Source organism: Duffyella sp. Ts4, from assembly GCF_051851875.1.
In the GTDB taxonomy this organism is placed as follows: Bacteria; Pseudomonadota; Gammaproteobacteria; order Enterobacterales; family Enterobacteriaceae; genus Duffyella; species Duffyella gerundensis.
This window is the reverse complement of the sequence record NZ_JBLYPN010000007.1, coordinates 1-20,400: the sequence shown is the minus strand read 5'-3', so window position 1 is coordinate 20,400 and position 20,400 is coordinate 1. Positions and strand designations below refer to the sequence as shown.

The window sequence follows — 20,400 nt, the reverse complement described above, 5'->3', positions numbered from 1 at the left end:
CTAGCAATGGGTCAGAAAGTACATCCTAATGGTATTCGCCTGGGTATTGTAAAGCCCTGGAACTCTACCTGGTTCGCGAATACCAAAGAATTCGCTGACAACCTGGACAGCGATTTTAAAGTTCGTCAGTTTTTGACTAAAGAACTGTCAAAAGCGTCTGTCTCTCGTATCGTAATCGAGCGTCCGGCTAAGAGCATCCGTGTGACTATTCACACCGCTCGCCCGGGCATCGTAATCGGTAAGAAAGGCGAAGACGTCGAGAAACTGCGTGCGGTCGTAGCAAATATTGCTGGCGTCCCTGCACAGATCAATATCGCTGAAATCCGTAAGCCGGAACTGGACGCTAAATTGGTTGCTGACAGCATCACTTCACAGCTGGAGCGTCGTGTGATGTTCCGTCGTGCTATGAAGCGTGCTGTACAGAACGCAATGCGTCTGGGCGCTAAAGGTATCAAAGTTGAAGTTAGCGGCCGTCTGGGCGGCGCCGAGATCGCACGTACTGAATGGTACCGTGAAGGTCGCGTGCCGTTGCACACTCTGCGTGCTGACATCGACTACAACACCTCTGAAGCGCACACTACTTATGGTGTAATCGGCGTTAAGGTATGGATCTTCAAAGGCGAGATCCTGGGTGGTATGGCTGCTGTTGAACAACCGGAACCGGCTGCTCAACCTAAAAAGCAGCAGCGTAAAGGCCGTAAGTAAGGAGAGTCGCTATGTTACAACCAAAGCGTACAAAATTCCGTAAAGTGCATAAAGGCCGCAACCGTGGTCTGGCGCAGGGTACGGATGTTAGCTTCGGGACTTTCGGTCTGAAAGCTGTTGGCCGTGGTCGTCTGACTGCCCGTCAGATCGAAGCAGCACGTCGTGCTATGACCCGTGCAGTTAAGCGTCAAGGTAAAATTTGGATCCGTGTATTCCCGGACAAACCAATTACTGAGAAGCCGCTCGAAGTGCGTATGGGTAAAGGTAAGGGTAACGTTGAGTATTGGGTTGCCCTGATCCAACCGGGCAAAGTCCTGTATGAAATGGACGGCGTTCCGGAAGAGCTTGCCCGTGAAGCCTTCAAGCTGGCAGCAGCAAAACTGCCTATCAAAACCACCTTTGTAACTAAGACGGTGATGTAATGAAAGCAACTGAGCTGCGTGAAAAAAGCGTTGAAGAGCTCAACACTGAGCTGCTTAACCTGCTGCGTGAGCAGTTTAACCTGCGCATGCAGGCAGCATCTGGCCAGCTGCAACAGTCTCATCTGTTGAAGCAAGTTCGCCGTGATGTTGCACGCGTTAAGACTTTACTGACTGAGAAGGCGGGTGCGTAATGACCGATAAAATCCGTACTCTGCAGGGTCGTGTGATCAGTGACAAGATGCAGAAATCTGCTGTTGTTGCTATCGAGCGTTTCGTGAAACACCCAATCTACGGTAAATTCATTAAGCGTACGACTAAGCTGCACATCCACGACGAGAACAATGAATGCGGTATCGGCGACGTGGTTGAAATCCGCGAATGCCGTCCGCTGTCCAAGACTAAGTCCTGGACACTGGTTCGCGTTGTAGAGAAAGCGATTCTGTAATAGAATCTGCCCTCTTAAAAAATAAAATAAACGGCTCAGTCGAGCCGTTTATTTTTTCTACCCAAATTGGGGAACCGGTGTTATAATGCCGCGCCTTCAATTATGGGGCTATCAATCGACCTGTTTCTAGGTCCCGAAGTAGTAGTTGACATTAGCGGAGCACTAAAATGATCCAAGAACAGACTATGCTGAACGTCGCCGACAACTCCGGTGCACGTCGCGTAATGTGTATCAAGGTTCTGGGTGGCTCGCACCGTCGCTACGCAGGCGTAGGCGACATCATCAAAGTTACCATCAAGGAAGCAATTCCTCGCGGTAAAGTTAAGAAAGGTGATGTGCTTAAGGCGGTAGTGGTGCGCACCAGGAAGGGTGTTCGTCGCCCTGACGGTTCTGTCATTCGCTTCGATGGTAATGCATGCGTTATTTTAAATAATAACAGTGAGCAGCCTATCGGTACGCGTATTTTTGGGCCGGTAACTCGTGAGCTTCGTACTGAAAAGTTCATGAAAATTATCTCTCTGGCACCAGAAGTACTCTAAGGAGCGAGCAATGGCAGCTAAAATCCGTCGCGATGACGAAGTTATCGTGCTGACCGGTAAAGATAAAGGTAAGCGCGGTAAAGTAAAAAATGTCCTGTCTTCTGGTAAGGTCATTGTTGAAGGTATCAACCTGGTTAAGAAGCATCAGAAGCCGGTTCCGGCTACAAACCAGGCGGGTGGCATTGTTGAGAAAGAAGCCGCAATTCAGGTTTCCAACCTTGCAATCTTCAACACGGCAACTGGTAAGGCTGACCGTGTAGGCTTTAGATTTGAAGACGGAAAAAAAGTCCGTTTCTTTAAATCAAACAGCGAAACTATCAAGTAATTTGGAGTAGTACGATGGCGAAACTGCATGATTACTACAAAGACGAAGTAGTTAACAAACTCATGACTGAGTTTGGCTACGCTTCTGTCATGCAAGTCCCTCGGGTCGAGAAGATCACCCTGAACATGGGTGTTGGTGAAGCGATCGCTGACAAGAAGCTGCTGGATAATGCAGTAGCTGACCTGGCAGCAATCTCCGGTCAAAAGCCGTTAGTCACCAAAGCACGCAAATCAGTTGCAGGCTTCAAAATCCGTCAGGGCTATCCGATCGGCTGTAAAGTAACTCTGCGTGGCGAGCGCATGTGGGAGTTCTTTGAGCGTCTGGTCACTATTGCTGTTCCACGTATTCGTGACTTCCGTGGCTTGTCCGCTAAGTCATTCGATGGTCGTGGTAACTACAGCATGGGCGTCCGTGAGCAGATCATCTTCCCAGAAATCGACTATGACAAAGTCGATCGCGTTCGTGGTTTGGATATTACCATCACCACTACTGCGAAATCTGACGATGAAGGCCGTGCTCTGCTGGCCGCCTTTGAATTCCCGTTCCGCAAGTAAGGTAGGGTTACTTAATGGCTAAGCAATCAATGAAAGCACGCGAAGTTAAGCGTGAGAAATTAGCAGACAAATTCTTCGCAAAGCGCGTTGAGCTGAAAGCTATCATTTCTGATGTGAACGCTTCTGACGAAGATCGTTGGAATGCTGTTCTCAAGCTGCAGTCTCTGCCGCGTGATTCCAGCCCGTCCCGTCAGCGTAACCGCTGCCGCCAAACTGGTCGTCCGCACGCTTTCCTGCGGAAGTTCGGGTTGAGCCGTATCAAGGTCCGTGAAGCCGCTATGCGCGGTGAGATCCCGGGTCTTAAAAAGGCTAGCTGGTAATTGTCACCATTTGAATCACGGGAGTTATACTGATGAGCATGCAAGATCCGATCGCGGATATGCTGACCCGTATCCGTAACGGTCAGGCCGCGAACAAAGTCGCGGTCATTATGCCTTCCTCCAAGCTGAAAGTGGCAATTGCCAACGTGCTGAAGGAAGAAGGCTATATTGAAGATTTTAAAATCGAAGGCGACATCAAGCCTGAACTGGAACTGACTCTTAAGTATTTCCAGGGCAAGGCTGTGGTAGAGAGCATTCAACGTGTTAGTCGCCCAGGTCTGCGCATTTATAAGCGCAAAGACGAACTGCCAAAAGTTATGGCAGGTTTGGGTATCGCGGTTGTTTCTACCTCTAAAGGTGTTATGACTGATCGTGCAGCGCGCCAGGCTGGTCTTGGTGGCGAAATTATCTGCTACGTAGCTTAATCGGAGGAAGAAATGTCTCGTGTTGCTAAAGCACCTGTCGTTATTCCTGCCGGCGTAGAGGTAAAACTCAACGGTCAGGTTATTTCGATTAAAGGTAAAAACGGCGAGCTGACTCGTACTATCAATGATGCTGTTGAAGTTAAACAAGCTGACAACACGCTGACCTTCGCTCCGCGCGATGGTTACGTTGACGGCTGGGCGCAGGCGGGTACTACTCGTGCGCTGATGAACTCAATGGTTATCGGTGTTACCGAAGGCTTCACTAAGAAGCTGCAGCTGGTTGGTGTAGGTTATCGTGCGGCCGTTAAGGGCGACGTGGTGAATTTGTCTCTGGGCTTTTCTCACCCTGTTGAACACGCGCTGCCGGCAGGCATCTCTGCAGAATGTCCAACTCAAACTGAAATCGTACTGAAAGGTGCAGATAAGCAGTTGATTGGCCAGGTTGCAGCTGATTTGCGCGCCTACCGTCGTCCTGAGCCTTATAAAGGCAAGGGTGTTCGTTACGCCGACGAAGTCGTGCGTACCAAAGAGGCTAAGAAGAAGTAAGGTAACACTATGGATAAGAAATCTGCTCGTATCCGTCGTGCGACCCGCGCACGTCGCAAGCTCAAAGAGCTGGGTGCTACTCGCCTGGTGGTACATCGTACCCCGCGTCACATTTACGCACAGGTAATCGCACCGAACGGTTCTGAAGTTTTGGTTGCTGCTTCTACTGTAGAAAAAGCTATCACTGAACAACTGAAGTACACCGGTAACAAAGACGCTGCAGCTGCTGTGGGCAAAGCCATTGCAGAGCGCGCAATTGAGAAAGGCATCACTGGTGTCTCTTTCGACCGTTCCGGGTTCCAATATCATGGTCGCGTCCAGGCACTGGCAGATGCTGCCCGTGAAGCTGGCCTTCAGTTCTAAGGTAGAGGTCTAAGATGGCACACATCGAGAAACAAGCTGGTGAACTGCAGGAAAAACTGATCGCGGTAAACCGTGTATCTAAAACTGTTAAAGGCGGTCGTATCTTCTCCTTCACAGCACTGACTGTTGTAGGCGATGGTAATGGTCGTATCGGTTTTGGTTACGGTAAAGCGCGTGAAGTTCCAGCAGCGATCCAGAAAGCGATGGAAAAAGCCCGTCGCAATATGATTAACGTCGCGCTGACGCACGGTACCCTGCAACACCCGGTTAAAGGTGTTCACACGGGTTCTCGCGTGTTCATGCAGCCAGCTTCCGAAGGTACCGGTATCATCGCCGGTGGTGCAATGCGCGCCGTTCTGGAAGTTGCTGGAGTTCATAACGTTCTGGCTAAAGCATATGGTTCCACTAACCCGATTAACGTGGTGCGTGCAACTATTGATGGCCTGGCGAATATGAATTCTCCAGAAATGGTCGCTGCCAAGCGTGGTAAATCCGTTGAAGAAATTCTGGGGTAATCACCATGGCAAACACTATTAAAATTACACAAACCCGTAGTTCGATCGGCCGTCTGCCTAAACACAAGGCAACGCTGCTTGGCCTGGGTCTGCGTCGTATTGGTCATACCGTTGAGCGTGAAGATACGCCTGCTGTTCGCGGTATGGTTAACGCGATTTCCTACATGGTTAAAGTGGAGGAGTAAGAGATGCGTTTAAATACTCTGTCTCCGGCCGAAGGATCTAAACACGCTTCTAAGCGTCTGGGTCGTGGTATCGGTTCGGGCCTCGGCAAAACCGGTGGTCGTGGTCACAAAGGTCAGAACTCACGTTCTGGCGGTGGCGTACGTCGCGGTTTTGAGGGCGGTCAGATGCCTCTGTATCGTCGTCTGCCAAAATTTGGCTTCACTTCTCGCAAAGCAATGGTGACGGCTGAAGTTCGTCTCTCTGACCTGGCGAAAGTAGAAGGCGGTATTGTAGACCTGAACACGCTGAAAGCAGCGAATATTATTGGTGTACAGATTGAGTTCGCTAAGGTGTTCTTGTCTGGCGAAGTGACTACACCAGTAACAATTCGTGGCCTGCGTGTAACGAAAGGCGCTCGTGCTGCAATCGAAGCTGCTGGCGGAAAAATCGAGGAATAAGTAGCAGATGGCTAAACAACCGGGATTAGATTTTCAAAGTGCCAAGGGTGGGCTGGGTGAACTGAAACGCAGACTGTTGTTTGTAATTGGTGCACTTATTGTCTTCCGTATTGGCTCTTTTATTCCGATCCCTGGTATTGATGCCACTGTACTTGCCAAACTGCTTGAGCAACAGCGTGGCACCATCATTGAAATGTTTAACATGTTCTCTGGTGGTGCTTTAAGCCGTGCTTCTATCTTTGCTCTGGGAATCATGCCCTATATTTCGGCATCGATTATCATCCAGTTGCTAACTGTGGTTCATCCTGCATTAGCTGAAATAAAGAAAGAAGGGGAGGCTGGCCGTCGTAAGATTAGTCAGTACACTCGTTACGGTACGTTGGTACTTGCCATATTCCAGGCGATCGGTATTGCTACTGGTTTGCCCAATATGGCGGGAATGCAGGGCCTGGTGATGAACCCAGGCTTTGCTTTCTATTTTACCGCTGTTGTGAGCTTGGTTACGGGAACAATGTTTCTCATGTGGCTAGGTGAACAGATTACTGAGCGCGGTATCGGAAACGGTATTTCAATCATAATCTTTGCTGGTATCGTTGCGGGTTTACCGCCGGCCATTGGCCATACCATCGAGCAAGCAAGGCAAGGTGACCTGCACTTCCTCCTGTTGCTGTTGGTTGCAGTTCTCGTATTTGCAGTGACCTTCTTCGTTGTTTACGTAGAGCGTGGTCAACGCCGCATTGTGGTGAACTATGCGAAACGTCAGCAAGGCCGTCGTGTCTATGCTGCTCAGAGCACGCATTTGCCGCTGAAAGTTAATATGGCAGGGGTTATCCCGGCTATTTTTGCTTCCAGTATTATTCTGTTCCCGGCAACTATTGCTCAGTGGTTCGGCGGCAGTACCGGTTGGAACTGGTTAGCAACTATTACAATGTATTTGCAACCAGGTCAGCCGCTATATGTGCTACTCTATGCGACTGCGATCATCTTCTTCTGTTTCTTCTATACGGCGTTGGTTTTCAACCCACGTGAAACAGCAGATAACCTGAAGAAGTCTGGTGCATTTGTACCAGGAATTCGTCCGGGAGAGCAAACGGCGAAGTATATCGATAAAGTAATGACTCGACTGACCTTAATCGGCGCTCTGTATATTACTTTTATCTGCCTTATCCCGGAGTTCATGCGTGATGCGATGAAAGTTCCTTTCTACTTTGGCGGTACGTCACTGCTTATTGTAGTAGTTGTCATCATGGACTTTATGGCTCAAGTGCAAACTCTGATGATGTCAAGTCAGTACGAGTCTGCATTGAAGAAAGCAAACCTGAAGGGCTACGGCCGTTAATTCAGGCGCTTGAGAAGTTACGGAGAGTAAAAATGAAAGTTCGTGCTTCCGTCAAGAAATTATGTCGTAACTGCAAAATCATTCGTCGCGACGGCGTCGTACGTGTGATCTGTAGCGCCGAGCCAAAGCATAAACAGCGCCAAGGCTGATTTTCACATATTTTTCTTGCAAAGTCGGGTTGAGCTGGCTAGATTAGCCAGCCAATCTTTTGTATGTCTATGCGTTTCCATTTGAGTATCCTGAAAACGGGCTTTTCGGCATGGAACGTATATATTTTTTATAGGAGTGCATAGTGGCCCGTATAGCAGGCATTAACATTCCTGATCAAAAACATACCGTAATCGCTTTAACATCGATCTATGGTATCGGCAAAACTCGTTCACAAGCTATCTGCGTTGAAACGGGTATCGCTGAAAATGTTAAGATCAGTGAGTTATCTGAAGAGCAAATCGACTTGCTGCGTGATGCAGTCGCGAAGTTCGTCGTCGAAGGCGACCTGCGCCGTGAAGTCACCCTGAGCATCAAACGTCTTATGGACCTTGGTTGCTATCGTGGTTTGCGTCATCGTCGTGGTCTTCCGGTTCGCGGCCAGCGTACCAAGACCAACGCTCGTACCCGTAAGGGTCCGCGCAAACCGATCAAGAAATAATCGGGGTGATTGAATAATGGCAAAGGCACCAGTTCGTGCACGTAAGCGTGTAAGAAAGCAAGTCTCCGACGGCGTGGCACATGTCCATGCTTCTTTTAACAACACCATCGTTACTATCACTGATCGTCAGGGTAACGCACTGGGTTGGGCAACCGCCGGTGGTTCCGGTTTCCGCGGTTCACGTAAATCTACCCCGTTCGCTGCTCAGGTTGCTGCAGAGCGCTGTGCAGAAGCGGTAAAAGATTACGGTATTAAGAACCTGGAAGTTATGGTTAAGGGTCCGGGTCCGGGTCGCGAATCAACGATTCGTGCTCTGAACGCCGCTGGTTTCCGCATCACGAATATTACTGATGTGACTCCGATCCCTCATAACGGTTGTCGTCCGCCGAAAAAACGCCGCGTATAACGCTCGTTTTTAGGATAGTTGGAGAAAGAAAATGGCAAGATATTTGGGTCCTAAGCTCAAGCTGAGCCGTCGTGAGGGCACAGACTTATTCCTTAAGTCTGGCGTTCGTGCGATTGACACCAAGTGTAAAATTGATCAAGCGCCTGGTCAGCACGGAGCGCGTAAACCGCGTCTGTCTGATTACGGCGGTCAGTTACGTGAAAAGCAAAAAGTACGTCGCATTTATGGCGTTCTTGAGCGTCAGTTCCGTAACTATTATAAAGAAGCAGCACGTCTGAAAGGCAACACAGGTGAAAATCTGCTGGCTCTGCTTGAAGGCCGTCTTGATAACGTAGTTTATCGTATGGGTTTTGGTGCCACTCGTGCAGAAGCACGCCAGCTGGTAAGCCATAAATCCGTCATGGTTAACGGCCGCGTTGTTAACATCGCTTCTTATCAGGTAACTCCGAATGACGTTGTTAGCATCCGTGAGAAAGCCAAAAAGCAATCTCGCGTGAAAGCCGCTCTGGAGCTGGCTGAGCAGCGTGAAAAGCCAACCTGGCTGGAAGTTGATGCTACTAAGATGGAAGGTGTGTTCAAGCGTATTCCTGAGCGTACCGATCTGTCTGCGGACATTAACGAACACCTGATCGTCGAGCTTTACTCTAAGTAAAGCTTAGTACCAAAGAGAGGACACAATGCAGGGTTCTGTGACAGAGTTTCTAAAACCGCGCCTGGTAGATATCGAGCAAGTCAGTTCGACGCACGCCAAGGTGACCCTTGAGCCTTTAGAGCGTGGCTTTGGCCATACTCTTGGTAACGCACTGCGCCGTATTCTGCTTTCATCCATGCCGGGTTGCGCGGTGACCGAGGTTGAAATTGATGGTGTACTTCATGAGTACAGCACCAAAGAGGGAGTACAGGAAGATATCCTGGAAATCCTGCTCAACCTGAAAGGGCTGGCGGTAAGAGTTCAGGGTAAAGATGAGGTTATTCTTACTCTGAATAAATCTGGCATTGGCCCTGTGACTGCAGCCGACATCACCCATGACGGTGATGTCGAAATCGTCAAGCCGCAGCACGTGATCTGCCATCTGACCGATGACAACGCATCTATTAATATGCGTATCAAAGTTCAACGTGGCCGTGGTTATGTGCCGGCGTCTGCCCGAATTCATTCGGAAGAAGATGAGCGCCCGATCGGCCGCCTGTTGGTTGACGCCTGTTACAGCCCTGTAGACCGTATCGCCTACAATGTTGAAGCAGCGCGTGTAGAACAGCGCACCGACCTGGACAAGCTGGTCATCGAAATGGAAACTAACGGCACAATCGATCCTGAAGAGGCGATTCGTCGTGCGGCAACCATTCTGGCTGAACAACTTGAAGCTTTTGTCGACCTACGTGATGTACGTCAACCAGAAGTTAAAGAAGAAAAACCAGAATTCGATCCGATCCTGCTGCGCCCTGTTGACGATCTGGAATTGACTGTCCGCTCTGCTAACTGCCTTAAGGCAGAAGCTATCCACTACATCGGTGATCTGGTGCAGCGTACTGAAGTTGAGCTCCTTAAAACGCCTAACTTGGGTAAAAAATCTCTTACTGAGATTAAAGATGTGTTGGCATCACGTGGTCTTTCTCTGGGCATGCGCCTTGAGAATTGGCCGCCAGCCAGCATTGCTGATGAATAAACCGATCACAGGTTAAGGTTTCACTGAGAAGGATAAGGTCATGCGCCATCGTAAGAGTGGTCGTCAACTGAACCGCAACAGCAGCCATCGTCAGGCTATGTTTCGCAACATGGCTGGCTCTCTGGTTCGTCATGAGATCATCAAGACGACCCTGCCGAAAGCGAAAGAGCTGCGTCGTGTAGTTGAGCCGCTGATTACACTTGCCAAGACCGACAGCGTAGCTAATCGTCGTCTGGCATTCGCCCGCACTCGTGATAACGAGATCGTGGCAAAACTGTTTAATGAACTTGGCCCGCGTTTCGCGAGCCGCGCAGGTGGTTACACTCGTATTCTTAAGTGTGGCTTCCGTGCTGGTGACAACGCTCCGATGGCTTACATCGAACTCGTTGATCGTCCAGAAGTTCAAGCAGAAGCTGCTGCAGAGTAATCTGTAGCTACTTGGAAAAACCCGCTCCGGCGGGTTTTTTTATATCTTTATTATGGCGGTACGTTAACCTGGGCCAGTCACGTCTCTTTTTTCAGGGGGTAATATATGTGGTTAATTGACCAACTTGCTGAAGAGCATATTCGTAAAGCACTGGCTGAAGGTGAATTCGATAATCTACCTGGTGCTGGCATGCCACTTCAGATAGAGGATGATAGCCATGTCCCTCAGGAGTTACGCGCGTCTTATCGAATACTAAAAAATGCAGGTTTTTTGCCGCCAGAACTTCAGTTGCGTCGCGAAGCCATGGAGTTGAATGAATTATTAGAAAGTTGCCAGCTTGAAAATCCGCAATATGCACACTATCTTAAGCGTCTGCAAGTCGTGGAGTTAACGTTGCGTCAGGCAGGAATGAATACCGAGTTTCTCCATGGTGATTATGCCGCGAGTTTACGCAACCGTATGAAATAATCATCTGCATTAAATTGTTCAGATGACATCCATTTTAAACACAGGAAATGATTGCATGGCCGACTATAAGCATACGAAGGGGAAAATACGCGATAACGCGCTCGAAGCTCTGTTACACGATCCATTATTTAGAGCACGGGTTGAAGTAAATCAGAAAGGGAAAGGAAGTTTTAAACGGAAGGATAAACATCATAAGAAGGGCAACTGGGAGGCCAGTGGTAAAGCAAACTTTACCACTGGCCTTTTAGCTCTAGCCCGGCGTAAATTTTAGATCTTGCTGTTTTGCTGCTTTAACAGGTCTCGGATCTCAGTGAGCAGGTTTTCTTCAGCCGTAGGCTTCGGTGCCGGCTTCTCAACTTCTTTCTTCTTGTGCAACTTATTCATCAGTTTGATAGCAATGAAGATTGCAAAAGCTACGATGACAAAATCGAATACGGTCTGCAAAAACATGCCATATTCCATTACTACCGCAGGCGTTGACCCATTCGCTGGTTTTAATATCCAGCTGAACTGCTTGAAATCTACTCCCCCGATAAGCAAGCCCAGTGGCGGCATAATGATGTTTGAGACCAATGAAGATACAATCTTACCAAAGGCCGCACCGATGATGACACCTACTGCCAAATCCACCACATTGCCGCGCATGGCAAAATCGCGAAACTCTTTGAATAAACTCATTCTTATCTCCTTTCCATTACCAGTGGGTAAAGTCTAACAAACGATACGGGGTTTGCCATGTTGCTTAGCTAATTTGCATAGATTGCTAATAACTTATCTGGAAATCTTTTACAGAAAAAACGGACTTGGCTGGAACAGGCGCTCAACATCAGGAACGAACTTTTTATCAGTCAGGAACATGATGACATGGTCGCCTTGCTCAATGCGCAAATTGTTATTGGCAATCATCACGTCATCTCCACGAACCACTGCCCCAATGATCGTTCCTGGGGGAAGTTTAATATCGTTAATGGTGCGACCAACAACCCGTGAAGTACTTTCATCGCCGTGAGCAATCGCTTCTATCGCTTCTGCTATGCCGCGTCGGAGTGATGAAACGCTGACGATATCAGCTTTACGTACATGTCCAAGCAGGGCGGAAATAGTGGCTTGTTGAGGCGAAATGGCAATATCAATGACGCTGCCCTGAACCAGATCAACATATGCACGACGCTGGATCAGCACCATGACTTTTTTGGCACCCATTTTCTTGGCCAGCATTGCTGACATAATATTAGCCTCATCGTCATTGGTAACGGCGATAAACAGATCGATTTGATCGATATGCTCTTCGGCTAATAATTCCTGATCGGATGCGTCACCATAAAACACGATGGTATTTTGCAGTTGTTCAGCGAGTTCCGCGGCTCGTTGTTGATTTCTTTCAATCAGCTTGACGCTGTAATGCTTTTCCAGGCGTTGCGCTAAGCCAAAACCGATATTGCCGCCACCGACTAACATGATGCGTTTATAGGGTTTTTCCAGTCGCTGAAGCTCGCTCATCACGGCGCGAATATTCTGGCTGGCGGCAATAAAGAAGACTTCATCACCAGCCTCCACAATCGTAGAACCTTGCGGACGGATAGGGCGATCCTGTCGGAAAATTGCGGCAACTCGCGTGTCTATATGCGGCATGTGCTCGCGCATAATAGACAGAGCATTGCCAACTAATGGTCCGCCATAATAGGCTTTTACCGCCGCAAGACTAACTTTCCCATCTGCGAAATTGACCACTTGCAGCGCACCAGGATATTCGATCAGGCGATAAATGTTATCAATCACCAGTTGCTCAGGCGCAATCAGGTGATCAATCGGTACGGCTTCAGGGCCAAATAATTTCTCAGAATCACGCACATAATCCACGGCACGAATACGAGCAATGCGGTTCGGTGTATTAAAAAGCGTGTAGGCTACCTGACACGCGATCATGTTTGTTTCATCTGAGCTGGTTACGGCGACCAACATGTCAGCATCTTCGGCGCCAGCTTCGCGTAAAACGCGAGGATGTGAGCCGTGTCCCTGAACAACACGAAGATCGAACTTGTCCTGCAACTGGCGCAGCCGCCCGGTATCGGTATCCACAACGGTGATATCGTTATTTTCGCCAACCAGGTTTTCCGCCAGCGTTCCGCCCACTTGCCCGGCGCCTAATATAATGATTTTCATCAGTGAACCTGCCTCAAGTATTAGGCTTCAGATTAACGTTTAATCAGCTTCGCATAGTAAAAACCATCACCGCTGTCGTGCTGCGGGAAAATTTGTAATCCCGGTTCCGCTGAATCAGTCAGTGGAACATGTTGCGCATCCGGATGCCGCTGTAAAAATGCAGCTACCTGAAGGTGGTTCTCTTCTGGGAGTACTGAGCATGTAGCATATAAAAATGTGCCGCCGGATTTTAAGCGCGGCCAGACCGCATCAAATATTTCACTCTGCAGCTTAACCAGTTCGGCAATATCTGCATCTCGTCTTAACCACTTGATGTCTGGATGACGACGAATGACACCGGTTGCAGAGCAGGGCGCATCCAGCAAGATACGATCGAACTGGCTGGCTTCGCACCATTGTTCCGGAAAACGCCCATCTCCTGCCTTAACATCAGCGTGCTGCCCGAGGCGTTTCAAATTTTCGTGAACACGCGCAAGCCGTTTTTCATCGACATCAACGGCAAGTACAATGGCTTCAGGCGCTGCTTCCAAAATATGCGTGGTTTTCCCGCCAGGAGCAGCGCATAAATCAAGAATGCTTTCTCCATTTTGCGGCTCTAAAAACTCAGCACACCGCTGAGCTGAAAGATCCTGTACGGTTACCCAACCTTCACTAAATCCCGGAAGCTGCGAGACACCACAAGGTGTTTCAAGACGCACTGCATGTCTTGCATGCTCGTCAGCGATGGCGTTTTTACCACTTTCCTGCAACAGCTTTAGCCAGTCTTCGCGTGAATGATGCTGCTGATTAACACGTAGCCACATCGGCGGGCGCTGATTATTTGCTTCTACAATCGATTGCCATTGCTCAGGCCAGGCCTGTTGCAAGCGATTCATCAGCCATTTAGGATGCAAATAGCGCTGTGCAGATTGCTCATGCTGCGCAAGAAGCTCATCCTGCTGGCGCTGAAATTGACGCAAAACACCGTTAATTACCCCTTTCAGCTGTGGGCGTTTCAGCGCGACTGCGCCTTCAACGGTTTCTGCCAGGGCGGCATGAGCAGGAATACGCGTATGTATAAGCTGATAAAGACCAACCATGATCAAGAAATGAATAGTCCGCTGCTTGCCGGTCATGGGGCGGGCCATTAACTTGCCAATAATACCTTCCAGCTGCGGAAGAGTACGTAGAACGCCATAGCTGAGCTCTTGCAAAAGTGCGGCATCTTTTTCCGCTACTTCTCGCTGTATAACGGGCAATACGGTGCTCAGCGATTGCCCCTGTTCTATTACGCGCTCAACAGCAATGGCCACCAGGCTACGAAGATTGGTTGTTTTTTTCATTTTACATCGTCATTAAATAAAACCCGGCGATGGCCGGGTTCGGGTATCAGGTAAGCACGGTTCCTGGCGTAAACCAATCACGGCGTGAGTTAAGCAGGTCTTGCGCTGTCATGGCTTTTTTTCCAGCAGGCTGTAATTGCTCAATATTCAATACGCCATCAGACGTTGCGATCTGAATACCGTGCTTATCGGCGGCGATGACTTCCCCCGGCGTGGTATTCGGCTGGTGAGGGAAAATGCTGGACTGCCATACTTTCACTGGTTGCTCATCAACGACAAAAAAGCTGACTGGCCACGGATTAAAGGCACGAACACAGCGCTCAAGTTGCGCCGCGCTCAAATGCCAGTTCAGGCGAGCTTCCTCTTTACTGAGTTTTTCAGCATAAGTCGCGCTGGCTTCATTCTGCACTTCCGGTTTCGCTTCGCCAGTTGCCAACAAGGCCAACGTTTCAAGCATGCCTGTTGGCCCGAGCTGGGCAAGCTTGTGATAAAGCGTTGCACTGGTATCTTCAGGTTCAATAGGGCAGTCAAGCTTAAGCAGCATGTCTCCAGTATCAAGACCAACATCCATTTGCATAATGGTCACGCCGGTTTGCGCATCGCCAGCCCATACGGCACGTTGGATGGGCGCTGCGCCGCGCCAGCGTGGCAGCAGCGAGCCATGAACGTTGATACAGCCCAGCCGCGGCATTGCCAGTACTGACGCAGGCAGAATCAACCCATAAGCGACAACAACCATGATGTCAGCCTGTAAATCTGCAACCAGCTGTTGATTTTCTGCAGGCCGCAAAGATTTTGGTTGGTACACCGGAATATTATTTTCAAGAGCCAGCGTTTTTACTGGCCCGGCAGCTAATTTATTACCACGCCCGGCCGGTCTGTCAGGCTGCGTGAAAACAGCCACGACACGATGCTGTGATGACAGAAGCGCCGACAGGTGTTGGGCCGCGAAGTCTGGCGTGCCGGCAAAAATGATGTTCAATGATTCGGACACGCTTATTCCTTAATCAGGCATCGCGCGCATTCAGGCGCGCCAGTTTTTCCATTTTTTGGCGAATACGCTGACGTTTCATCGGTGAAAGATAATCAATGAATAACTTACCAACCAGATGATCCAGCTCATGCTGAATGCAGATGGCGAGCAGGCCATCGGCTTCAAGCTCAAATGCTTCGCCTTCGCGGTTTAATGCGCGAATCTTCACTCGTTCTGCGCGCGGCACAAAAGCACGCTGTTCCGGAATAGAAAGGCAGCCTTCCTCAATACCGGTTTCGCCATCTTTTGACAGCAATTCAGGATTGATGAGCGTTAAACGCTCATCACGATTTTCTGATACATCGATAACGATGATGCGCTGATGAATATCCACCTGCGTAGCCGCTAAGCCAATGCCTTCTTCGGCGTACATCGTTTCAAACATATCATCCACGATGCGCTGAATATCCGCATTCACTTCTTTAACTGGCTTGGCGACAATGCGAAGACGATCGTCAGGGAAATGTAATACCTGCAAAACTGACATAACTATCCAGATCTGTGTTCAAGAAAAGGGAAAATTGTTCCCTGTATTGTAGACATTTCACTGCCCGATTGACAGCATTCCGGTATGAGATACCGGGCTTTGCAAGGAGGCAGCCGTGGAAAAAAGTGAGCTTTGGTTGCGGTTATCGGTAGTAAAAGGATTAAAAGGTACACAGCTGCTGGCTACAGCGAGGTATCTGTCTCAACAGGGGGTCGATGAAGACGCGTGTATACATGCCGGATTAACTGAATTGCAGCGGGAGCAATTTTGGTCATGTCCGCAGCACCTCATAGAGCAGACAGCAATGTGGCTGGAAGCCGATAACCATTTTTTAATTACCGCCGAAGATGAACGCTATCCGCCACAGCTGCTTGCTATTACTGCATTTCCTGCACTGTTGTTTGTGACAGGCAATGTTTCATTACTGCTGACACCTCAGCTAGCCGTTATTGGAAGTCGAAATTGTTCACATTATGGTCGTCAGTGGGGGGAATACTTTACCCAGGCGCTTGCGCTAAGCGGACTCACAATAACCAGCGGGCTGGCAAGAGGAATTGATGGTATTGCACATCGCGCCGCGCTGTCAGTATCGGGAAAAACACTGGCAGTGCTCGGAAGTGGGTTGGAAAATATATATCCGCAGCGGCATATTGGCCTGGCACATGACATTATTGAGGCGGGCGGGGCGATAGTTTCCGAATTCCCGCTATCGTTACCCCCTTACGCCACTAATTTTCCGCGAAGGAATCGCATTATTAGCGGCCTTAGCAAAGGCGTTCTGGTTGTTGAGGCTTCCATCAAGAGTGGTTCTCTGGTCACGGCGCGTTATGCGCTTGAGCAAAATCGCGATGTGTATGCGTTGCCCGGACCGCTGGGAAATAACAGCAGTGAAGGTACGCATTGGCTTATTCAGCAGGGCGCCTTACTGGTCGCACATCCCAATAATATTGTTGAGCAGCTCAATCAAAATTTTGCCTGGTTACCATTTTCTGCGGATGACGCAATATATTCATCAGACAACGTTGATGTTCCATTGCCATTTGCTGAGGTGTTGGCTAACGTAGGAGATGAGGTTACACCTGTTGACGTCGTCGCTGAACGTGCCGGCCAACCTGTGCCAGCTATCGCAGCAAAGTTGCTTGAGCTGGAGTTAGCAGGATGGATCGCAGCTGTACCCGGCGGCTATGTCCGATTGAGGAGGGCATGCCATGTTCGACGTACTAATGTACTTGTTTGAAACGTATATCCACAGCGAGGCTGAAATGCGCGTTGATCAGGATAAGCTCACTGATGATTTGACGGATGCCGGCTTTCATCGGGAAGATATCTACAATGCGTTGAACTGGTTGGAGAAGCTGGCAGATTATCAGGATGGCCTCGTTGCGCCGATTTTGTTAACTACCGATCCGCTCTCTATGCGTATTTATACGGAAGAAGAGAGCCAGCGTCTGGATGCCAGTTGCCGGGGCTTCATTCTGTTCCTGGAACAGATTCAGGTACTCAATCTCGAAACCCGGGAGATGGTTATTGAACGCATCATGGCGCTTGATACTTTTGAATTCGATCTGGAAGATCTTAAATGGGTCGTGTTGATGGTGTTATTTAACATCCCGGGATGTGAAAATGCCTATCAGCAAATGGAAGAATTACTTTTTGACGTCAACGAAGGAATGATGCACTGAAGACTCTCTTCATGCCTGAGCAGTTATGAATAAACCAGCGCTCTTTACGGTGCGAAAAAACGAACTCTGCCCCAAATGTGGGGCAGAAATTGTTATACGCTCCGGTAAACATGGTCCCTTCCTGGGCTGCACGCATTATCCTCAATGTGATTATTCTCGTCCGCTTAAAAGTCAAAGCGACGGACACGTTGTGAAAATTTTAGAGGGACAGAGCTGTCCAGTCTGCAGTAACGATTTAGTATTGCGCCAGGGACGATACGGCATGTTTATTAGTTGCAGCCACTACCCGGAATGTCCGCATACGGAAGTGATCGATCGTCCGGATGAAACAGCAATTGCTTGCCCTCAGTGTGAGACTGGCCATCTGGTTCAACGACGTTCACGTTTTGGCAAAACTTTTCATTCCTGTAATCGCTATCCCAGCTGCCAGTTTGCGATTAACGCACAACCGATAGAAGGCGAATGTGCGTTTTGCCATTTTCCTCTGCTAATAGAAAAGAAAACCGCGCAGGGAATGAAGCAATTTTGTGCCAGCAAAATTTGCGGCAAACCTGTGGCATCAGGAACTGAAAGTGATTAACTCGATTCATTCATCATCATTTGAGAACTGCCTGCACCATTTACGCAACCATAACGTTATCGCCTATCCAACCGAAGCAGTTTTTGGGCTGGGATGCGATCCGGATGATGAGCAGGCGGTTTTAGCTCTGCTCGCTCTGAAGCAGCGTCCGATCGAAAAAGGTTTGATCCTAATTGCTGCCGACTACTCGCAATTAGAACCCTATATTGCCGATCGTGAGTTATCTGTTATCCAGCGTGAACGCATGCTGAACAGCTGGCCTGGACCAGTAACATGGGTGGCGCCGGCAAAGCCGCAAACTCCACGATGGCTTACCGGCCAGTTTGATTCATTGGCTATTCGCGTAAGCGATCATCCTGATGTCAGAGCTCTCTGCCAGGCATTCGGCAAACCTATCGTTTCTACCAGTGCCAATCTTTCCGGTCAGCCTCCTTGCCGTTCAATGGAAGACGTTCTGGCGCAGTTTGGTAGCGATTTTCCCGTATTGGCAGGTGTGACCGGCGGAAGAAAAAATCCTTCGGAAATTAAAGATGTTATTACAGGTGCATTGATTCGCCAGGGATAAAAGATGGAACGTTTTGCCGTATTTGGTCATCCAATCGCTCACAGTAAATCACCGTTGATTCATGCGTTGTTCGCTGCACAAACGGGCATCGAACATCCGTATGGTCGCGTCTGTGCACCCATTGACGCTTTTCCTGCCACGATAAAAGACTTTTTTGCGAACGGTGGCGAAGGCGCAAATGTGACGGTGCCGTTTAAACAACAGGCATTTGAGCTGGCAGATGAGTTAACCGAGCGAGCAGCTCTGGCGGGGGCCGTCAACACGCTTAAAAAAATCGGTGCGGGAAAGATTCTCGGCGACAACACCGATGGGATTGGTTTAGTCAGCGATCTTTCCCGCCTGCAAATGATCGCGCCGGGCTGCCGTATTTTGCTGGTGGGCGCGGGAGGGGCAGCAAGAGGGGTTATTCTGCCACTGCTTTCTGCAGGCTGCGTGATCACCATAGCAAATCGAACGGCTGAGAAGGCGCAGGAACTAGCCACTCTCTTTCAATCACATGGCGACGTAATCGCATGTCCCATGGAAAAATTGAGCGGACAGCCGTTTGATGTGATTGTGAATGCAACGTCCAGTGGGATTTCGGGAGAAGTGCCAGCGTTACCTTCAACAATCATTGCGCCTTCGACCCGCTGTTACGACATGTTTTACCAGCCGGGTTTAACGCCTTTTCTGCGCTGGGGTCAGCAACATGAAGCCAGTCAGCTTGCAGATGGATTAGGGATGCTGGTGGGACAAGCCGCACATGCTTTTTATCTCTGGCATGGCGAGTTTCCCGACGTTGAACCTGTGATTGACCGTTTGCACAAAGAGCTGCTGTCATGAATCAGGCAATTCAATTTCCCGATCGCGAAGAGTGGAATAGAGAAATTGATGCGATGTGTTTTCCCGCGCTGGTAAATGGCATCAGCCTTACCTGCGCTATTTCCGCAAGTGAGTTACAGCATCGTTATGGCAATGAGCACCTGGCTGACAAACTGTTCAGTGCTCATCGCTGGGATCTGGAAGAAGAAGCGCAAACCCTCATCGAACAGCAAAAAGATGATGATCAGGGCTGGGTCTGGTTGAGCAGCGCGAGATAGTCATTTTTCCAGTTAACGTAGTTAGTCGCTGAATAAAGCAATCCTGCAATTTCCTGCTCATTCAAAGGGCGTATCTGTTTTACGGGATTGCCAAAGTAGAGATAGCCGCTTTCCAGTCTTTTGCCCGGTGGTACAAGACTACCTGCACCAATCATTACGTCATTTTCGATAATGACGCCATCCAGCACAATAGTTCCCATCCCAACTAAAACTCGATCGCCAATGGTACAGCCATGCAGCATGGCTTTGTGGCCGACTGTCACATCTTTACCAATCAACAACGGAAAACCCTGAGGGTTACGGTCCGACTTATGCGTAACATGCAGTACGCATCCATCCTGAATGTTGCTGCGTTCGCCAATAATAACGTGATTAACGTCACCACGAATCGCTACCAATGGCCAGATGCTAACATCGTTAGCCAGATGAACATCACCGACTACCACACTGGATTCGTCGACCATGACGTGCTCACCACAGACGGGAAAGGTATCTTTATAAGCTTTTAACGGTTGAGGCATACTTTGCTCCTTACATGAAATCATCTAATTGTGTGGCAAAACCTCAAGTTTAGTGAGCGAAAGTTAAGCGGATCGTATGTGATCCGGACGATGAGCACAGAATCTGCGCAATCAAAATAAAAGATCTAAAAAACGCTTGTGCTAATCGAACGGATCCCTATAATGCGCCTCCACTGACACGGCACAACGGCTTACACAGCACGGTGTGCAGGATGAGGAAACTCTCCAGC

The 20,400-nt window shown here is 49.2% G+C and carries 35 protein-coding genes; 29 read left to right on the top strand and 6 right to left on the bottom strand.

Going from position 1 to position 20,400, the window contains the following annotated elements; genetic code table 11:
- Positions 1 to 6: 6 nt before the first annotated feature.
- The 23 genes from rpsC to ACJY2L_RS12335 all read left to right on the top strand — a co-directional run bounded on the left by rpsC (position 7) and on the right by ACJY2L_RS12335 (position 11,009).
- Positions 7 to 705, top strand: coding sequence for a 30S ribosomal protein S3 (gene rpsC, locus ACJY2L_RS12445; RefSeq protein ID WP_067427353.1), 699 nt, complete (start codon positions 7 to 9; stop codon positions 703 to 705).
- An 11-nt stretch (positions 706 to 716) separates the two neighbouring features.
- A complete protein-coding gene (gene rplP / locus ACJY2L_RS12440) occupies positions 717 to 1,127 on the top strand; it encodes a 50S ribosomal protein L16 (RefSeq protein ID WP_002438716.1) in 411 nt (136 codons plus the stop codon).
- Complete coding sequence (rpmC, locus tag ACJY2L_RS12435) at positions 1,127 to 1,318, top strand: 50S ribosomal protein L29 (protein ID WP_013204129.1); 192 nt, start codon at positions 1,127 to 1,129, stop codon at positions 1,316 to 1,318. Before rplP ends, rpmC begins: the two co-directional genes overlap by 1 nt.
- Positions 1,318 to 1,572: a 30S ribosomal protein S17 gene (gene rpsQ / locus ACJY2L_RS12430; RefSeq protein ID WP_067427355.1), complete on the top strand. Its 255-nt coding sequence runs from the start codon at positions 1,318 to 1,320 to the stop codon at positions 1,570 to 1,572. The genes rpmC and rpsQ overlap by 1 nt, the downstream gene beginning before the upstream one ends.
- A 167-nt stretch (positions 1,573 to 1,739) precedes the next feature.
- A complete protein-coding gene (gene rplN / locus ACJY2L_RS12425; RefSeq protein WP_006120590.1) occupies positions 1,740 to 2,111 on the top strand; it encodes a 50S ribosomal protein L14 in 372 nt (123 codons plus the stop codon).
- Between the two features lie 10 nt (positions 2,112 to 2,121).
- Entirely contained in the window at positions 2,122 to 2,436 is a 315-nt protein-coding gene (rplX, locus tag ACJY2L_RS12420) for a 50S ribosomal protein L24 (RefSeq protein WP_067427357.1), read from the top strand.
- Between the two features lie 14 nt (positions 2,437 to 2,450).
- Positions 2,451 to 2,990 (top strand): 50S ribosomal protein L5, encoded by a 540-nt coding sequence (rplE, locus tag ACJY2L_RS12415; RefSeq protein ID WP_067427359.1) that lies wholly within the window; start codon positions 2,451 to 2,453, stop codon positions 2,988 to 2,990.
- Positions 2,991 to 3,004: 14 nt separating this feature from the next.
- Complete coding sequence (gene rpsN / locus ACJY2L_RS12410) at positions 3,005 to 3,310, top strand: 30S ribosomal protein S14 (RefSeq protein ID WP_067427360.1); 306 nt, start codon at positions 3,005 to 3,007, stop codon at positions 3,308 to 3,310.
- A gap of 32 nt (positions 3,311 to 3,342) precedes the next feature.
- Positions 3,343 to 3,735 (top strand): 30S ribosomal protein S8, encoded by a 393-nt coding sequence (gene rpsH / locus ACJY2L_RS12405; protein ID WP_067427361.1) that lies wholly within the window; start codon positions 3,343 to 3,345, stop codon positions 3,733 to 3,735.
- A 12-nt stretch (positions 3,736 to 3,747) separates the two neighbouring features.
- Positions 3,748 to 4,281 carry a 50S ribosomal protein L6 gene (gene rplF / locus ACJY2L_RS12400; protein WP_439214572.1) on the top strand — a complete coding sequence of 178 codons (534 nt, stop codon included), beginning with the start codon at positions 3,748 to 3,750 and terminating at the stop codon, positions 4,279 to 4,281.
- A 9-nt stretch (positions 4,282 to 4,290) separates the two neighbouring features.
- Entirely contained in the window at positions 4,291 to 4,644 is a 354-nt protein-coding gene (gene rplR, locus ACJY2L_RS12395; protein ID WP_067427363.1) for a 50S ribosomal protein L18, read from the top strand.
- A gap of 14 nt (positions 4,645 to 4,658) precedes the next feature.
- Complete coding sequence (rpsE, locus tag ACJY2L_RS12390; protein WP_067427365.1) at positions 4,659 to 5,159, top strand: 30S ribosomal protein S5; 501 nt, start codon at positions 4,659 to 4,661, stop codon at positions 5,157 to 5,159.
- Between the two features lie 5 nt (positions 5,160 to 5,164).
- The gene (gene rpmD / locus ACJY2L_RS12385; protein ID WP_067427367.1) at positions 5,165 to 5,344 is read left to right on the top strand and encodes a 50S ribosomal protein L30; all 180 of its coding nucleotides are present in this window, start codon (positions 5,165 to 5,167) and stop codon (positions 5,342 to 5,344) included.
- Between the two features lie 3 nt (positions 5,345 to 5,347).
- Complete coding sequence (rplO, locus tag ACJY2L_RS12380) at positions 5,348 to 5,782, top strand: 50S ribosomal protein L15 (RefSeq protein WP_067427369.1); 435 nt, start codon at positions 5,348 to 5,350, stop codon at positions 5,780 to 5,782.
- Between the two features lie 7 nt (positions 5,783 to 5,789).
- A complete protein-coding gene (gene secY / locus ACJY2L_RS12375; RefSeq protein WP_067427371.1) occupies positions 5,790 to 7,121 on the top strand; it encodes a preprotein translocase subunit SecY in 1,332 nt (443 codons plus the stop codon).
- 32 nt (positions 7,122 to 7,153) lie between these two features.
- Entirely contained in the window at positions 7,154 to 7,270 is a 117-nt protein-coding gene (gene rpmJ, locus ACJY2L_RS12370; RefSeq protein WP_004160566.1) for a 50S ribosomal protein L36, read from the top strand.
- Positions 7,271 to 7,413: 143 nt separating this feature from the next.
- A complete protein-coding gene (rpsM, locus tag ACJY2L_RS12365; RefSeq protein ID WP_067427373.1) occupies positions 7,414 to 7,770 on the top strand; it encodes a 30S ribosomal protein S13 in 357 nt (118 codons plus the stop codon).
- A 16-nt stretch (positions 7,771 to 7,786) separates the two neighbouring features.
- Complete coding sequence (gene rpsK / locus ACJY2L_RS12360; protein WP_004160563.1) at positions 7,787 to 8,176, top strand: 30S ribosomal protein S11; 390 nt, start codon at positions 7,787 to 7,789, stop codon at positions 8,174 to 8,176.
- A gap of 31 nt (positions 8,177 to 8,207) precedes the next feature.
- Positions 8,208 to 8,828: a 30S ribosomal protein S4 gene (gene rpsD / locus ACJY2L_RS12355; RefSeq protein ID WP_067427375.1), complete on the top strand. Its 621-nt coding sequence runs from the start codon at positions 8,208 to 8,210 to the stop codon at positions 8,826 to 8,828.
- Between the two features lie 25 nt (positions 8,829 to 8,853).
- The gene (locus ACJY2L_RS12350) at positions 8,854 to 9,843 is read left to right on the top strand and encodes a DNA-directed RNA polymerase subunit alpha (RefSeq protein WP_067427376.1); all 990 of its coding nucleotides are present in this window, start codon (positions 8,854 to 8,856) and stop codon (positions 9,841 to 9,843) included.
- A gap of 40 nt (positions 9,844 to 9,883) precedes the next feature.
- On the top strand, positions 9,884 to 10,270 hold the full coding sequence (gene rplQ, locus ACJY2L_RS12345; RefSeq protein ID WP_067427377.1) for a 50S ribosomal protein L17: 387 nt from the start codon (positions 9,884 to 9,886) through the stop codon (positions 10,268 to 10,270).
- Positions 10,271 to 10,375: 105 nt separating this feature from the next.
- Entirely contained in the window at positions 10,376 to 10,738 is a 363-nt protein-coding gene (locus tag ACJY2L_RS12340) for a DUF1992 domain-containing protein (RefSeq protein WP_439214578.1), read from the top strand.
- A gap of 55 nt (positions 10,739 to 10,793) precedes the next feature.
- A complete protein-coding gene (locus tag ACJY2L_RS12335; protein WP_439214580.1) occupies positions 10,794 to 11,009 on the top strand; it encodes an alternative ribosome-rescue factor A in 216 nt (71 codons plus the stop codon).
- Here the strand turns inward: ACJY2L_RS12335 and mscL are convergent.
- The 5 genes from mscL to def form a co-directional block, all read right to left on the bottom strand.
- On the bottom strand, positions 11,006 to 11,416 hold the full coding sequence (gene mscL, locus ACJY2L_RS12330) for a large-conductance mechanosensitive channel protein MscL (protein ID WP_439214582.1): 411 nt from the start codon (positions 11,414 to 11,416) through the stop codon (positions 11,006 to 11,008). The two genes, ACJY2L_RS12335 and mscL, sit on opposite strands and share 4 nt — an antisense overlap.
- A gap of 108 nt (positions 11,417 to 11,524) precedes the next feature.
- Positions 11,525 to 12,901: a Trk system potassium transporter TrkA gene (gene trkA, locus ACJY2L_RS12325; protein WP_067427383.1), complete on the bottom strand. Its 1,377-nt coding sequence runs from the start codon at positions 12,899 to 12,901 to the stop codon at positions 11,525 to 11,527.
- A 32-nt stretch (positions 12,902 to 12,933) separates the two neighbouring features.
- Positions 12,934 to 14,223: a 16S rRNA (cytosine(967)-C(5))-methyltransferase RsmB gene (rsmB, locus tag ACJY2L_RS12320; protein WP_439214584.1), complete on the bottom strand. Its 1,290-nt coding sequence runs from the start codon at positions 14,221 to 14,223 to the stop codon at positions 12,934 to 12,936.
- A gap of 46 nt (positions 14,224 to 14,269) precedes the next feature.
- Positions 14,270 to 15,217: a methionyl-tRNA formyltransferase gene (fmt, locus tag ACJY2L_RS12315; RefSeq protein ID WP_187488713.1), complete on the bottom strand. Its 948-nt coding sequence runs from the start codon at positions 15,215 to 15,217 to the stop codon at positions 14,270 to 14,272.
- A 13-nt stretch (positions 15,218 to 15,230) separates the two neighbouring features.
- Positions 15,231 to 15,743 carry a peptide deformylase gene (gene def, locus ACJY2L_RS12310; RefSeq protein WP_067427386.1) on the bottom strand — a complete coding sequence of 171 codons (513 nt, stop codon included), beginning with the start codon at positions 15,741 to 15,743 and terminating at the stop codon, positions 15,231 to 15,233.
- Between the two features lie 115 nt (positions 15,744 to 15,858).
- Here def and dprA point away from each other — a divergent pair, with 115 nt between their 5' ends.
- The 6 genes from dprA to ACJY2L_RS12280 are packed head-to-tail and all read left to right on the top strand — an operon-like array spanning position 15,859 to position 19,649.
- The gene (gene dprA, locus ACJY2L_RS12305; RefSeq protein WP_439214586.1) at positions 15,859 to 16,980 is read left to right on the top strand and encodes a DNA-protecting protein DprA; all 1,122 of its coding nucleotides are present in this window, start codon (positions 15,859 to 15,861) and stop codon (positions 16,978 to 16,980) included.
- A complete protein-coding gene (smg, locus tag ACJY2L_RS12300; protein WP_067427390.1) occupies positions 16,952 to 17,425 on the top strand; it encodes a DUF494 family protein Smg in 474 nt (157 codons plus the stop codon). The genes dprA and smg overlap by 29 nt, the downstream gene beginning before the upstream one ends.
- Before the next feature lie 25 nt (positions 17,426 to 17,450).
- Positions 17,451 to 18,005, top strand: coding sequence for a DNA topoisomerase family protein (locus ACJY2L_RS12295; protein WP_209500754.1), 555 nt, complete (start codon positions 17,451 to 17,453; stop codon positions 18,003 to 18,005).
- On the top strand, positions 17,998 to 18,570 hold the full coding sequence (gene tsaC, locus ACJY2L_RS12290; RefSeq protein ID WP_439214588.1) for an L-threonylcarbamoyladenylate synthase type 1 TsaC: 573 nt from the start codon (positions 17,998 to 18,000) through the stop codon (positions 18,568 to 18,570). Before ACJY2L_RS12295 ends, tsaC begins: the two co-directional genes overlap by 8 nt.
- Positions 18,571 to 18,573: 3 nt before the next feature.
- Positions 18,574 to 19,392: a shikimate dehydrogenase gene (gene aroE, locus ACJY2L_RS12285; RefSeq protein ID WP_439214590.1), complete on the top strand. Its 819-nt coding sequence runs from the start codon at positions 18,574 to 18,576 to the stop codon at positions 19,390 to 19,392.
- Positions 19,389 to 19,649 (top strand): DUF1488 domain-containing protein, encoded by a 261-nt coding sequence (locus ACJY2L_RS12280; protein WP_439214592.1) that lies wholly within the window; start codon positions 19,389 to 19,391, stop codon positions 19,647 to 19,649. The genes aroE and ACJY2L_RS12280 overlap by 4 nt, the downstream gene beginning before the upstream one ends.
- Here the strand turns inward: ACJY2L_RS12280 and ACJY2L_RS12275 are convergent.
- A complete protein-coding gene (locus tag ACJY2L_RS12275) occupies positions 19,616 to 20,170 on the bottom strand; it encodes a gamma carbonic anhydrase family protein (RefSeq protein ID WP_439214594.1) in 555 nt (184 codons plus the stop codon). The two genes, ACJY2L_RS12280 and ACJY2L_RS12275, sit on opposite strands and share 34 nt — an antisense overlap.
- Between the last annotated feature and the right edge of the window lie 230 nt (positions 20,171 to 20,400).